The 1,660-nt window shown below is 61.4% G+C and carries 1 protein-coding gene; it reads right to left on the bottom strand.

Features of this window, described 5'->3' with window-relative positions; translation table 11 throughout:
* Positions 1–130 precede the first annotated feature (130 nt).
* The gene (locus A8G00_RS24635; RefSeq protein ID WP_367379467.1) at positions 131–1,564 is read right to left on the bottom strand and encodes a DUF6538 domain-containing protein; all 1,434 of its coding nucleotides are present in this window, start codon (positions 1,562–1,564) and stop codon (positions 131–133) included.
* Positions 1,565–1,660 lie beyond the last annotated feature (96 nt).

A 1,660-nucleotide genomic window follows, 5' to 3' on the forward strand; every position in this document is an offset into this window, starting at 1 on the left:
CGGGGATCGCCCAAAAAACGGTCCCCAGAGAGCATCTGCTACCCCAAACTGCTACGGGAAAATGGCCCATCATCAGGCCGAAAATCCCGCAAAAGCGTGCCTGTTGAGGGACGTGTTTGCTATCTGGCGTTCACGCCAGATGTCGGATATCCACCTGCTCGAACGACAACTTGCGCACGGCCTCATTGAGCGCATCGACGCGGTAGCCACTGCCATAGTTCTCATGGACGGCGGTTCGCGATGACCCCGTTGTCCAACCGCCGAGCAGCAACGCGATGTCGTGGTCGATCCGCGCGGCTCGTAGCTCGTCCCTGAAGTTGTGGCGAAACGAGTGGAACGAGGTGCGGGGCCGCTGTGCTCCGCAGGCGCGGAGGAACTGGGTGAACCACTTGGAAAAGGCGACAGGGCGCGAGCCGGTTGAGCCCGTCTCTATGTCGTCGAATAGCTTCTTCTCGCCCGCCTTTCGTTTTGCCTCGGCGAAGTGGACCAACCCGCAGTCGATAAGCATCGGGTGGACAGGAATCAGTCGGTCGCTCGCGGTGGTCTTCAACTGCTTATCGGTCGTCCCGTTCAGTGAGCGCAGGCTAACCACAATACAATCTACGCCATCGACGGTGCGGATGTCGGTGGTATCAAGCTGGCAGATTTCACCCAAGCGCGCGCCGGTGAACAGCGCGATGAGCGGCACCCAGAATCGCGCGTTGCGTGGGCGGTGATCCCCAACCTTGTTGTAGCCGCGTCCGCCATCGACGCAGCCGCGATAGAGCGGCGCGTTAAAGATCGAATGAAGCTGGTCCCGGTCGAACGGTGAGCGCTTGTCCCGCTTGTTGATTGGGTCGGGGAGACGCAACCCGCGCGCCGGATTACGGGAGAGCAGTTCCTCATTGACCGCCCAGTTGAGGAAGCTACTCATGTTGGACATCAGCGAGTTGGCGTTTGCCGCGCTGATGACCTTGATGTCGCCGCGCAGGCGGGCGCGATCTGCCGCCTCGCGCGGCGAGAGCTTCGGGAACAGTTTCCCTGCGTTTGCGGGGAGGAAGCGCAGCACATCCAGCATATCGCGGCAGTGCGCGCGCGAGATCGACGCGACAGGAACGGCTCCGCCGATCACCGCGATGGCGAGCTTCCGGCTCGTCTCATACGCCTCCCGCGTGTTGGCGGTCCAACCGCGCGTCGGATCGTCGATGTAACTGCGGTATGCCTCGGCGAGCGTGAGCGGGCTATCGGGCTTGATGCTGGCTACGGTCGAAAGCGCGATCGGGATCGGGCGCTCGACAGGATCGTCTTTCAACGGTTCAATGAGCATCGCATCAACCGGCATGCCCGCCATCGCGCGGGCGTGTTCGATCTCCATTTCGATCCGAGCGACAACTCCCGGTAATCGACGCACGGCAACGGAAAGGCTGTCAGTCCTCAGCGAGCGCCAGATTTCGAGCCGATTCAGTAGCCGCTGAGCGTCCACCGGGACAGTGTGCCGATAGTAGAGTTTTTGCCCCCGTCGAAGCACGCCACGGGGCAAATCCCGTAGCAGCTTACCGTAGCAAACACGTCCCTCAACAGGCACGCTTTTGCGGGATTTTCGGCCTGATGATGGGCCATTTTCCCGTAGCAGTTTGGGGTAGCAGATGCTCTCTGGGGACCGTTTTTTGGGCGATCCCCG

The organism is Sphingobium sp. SA916 (genome assembly GCF_002894065.1).
GTDB lineage: Bacteria > Pseudomonadota > Alphaproteobacteria > Sphingomonadales > Sphingomonadaceae > Sphingobium > Sphingobium fuliginis.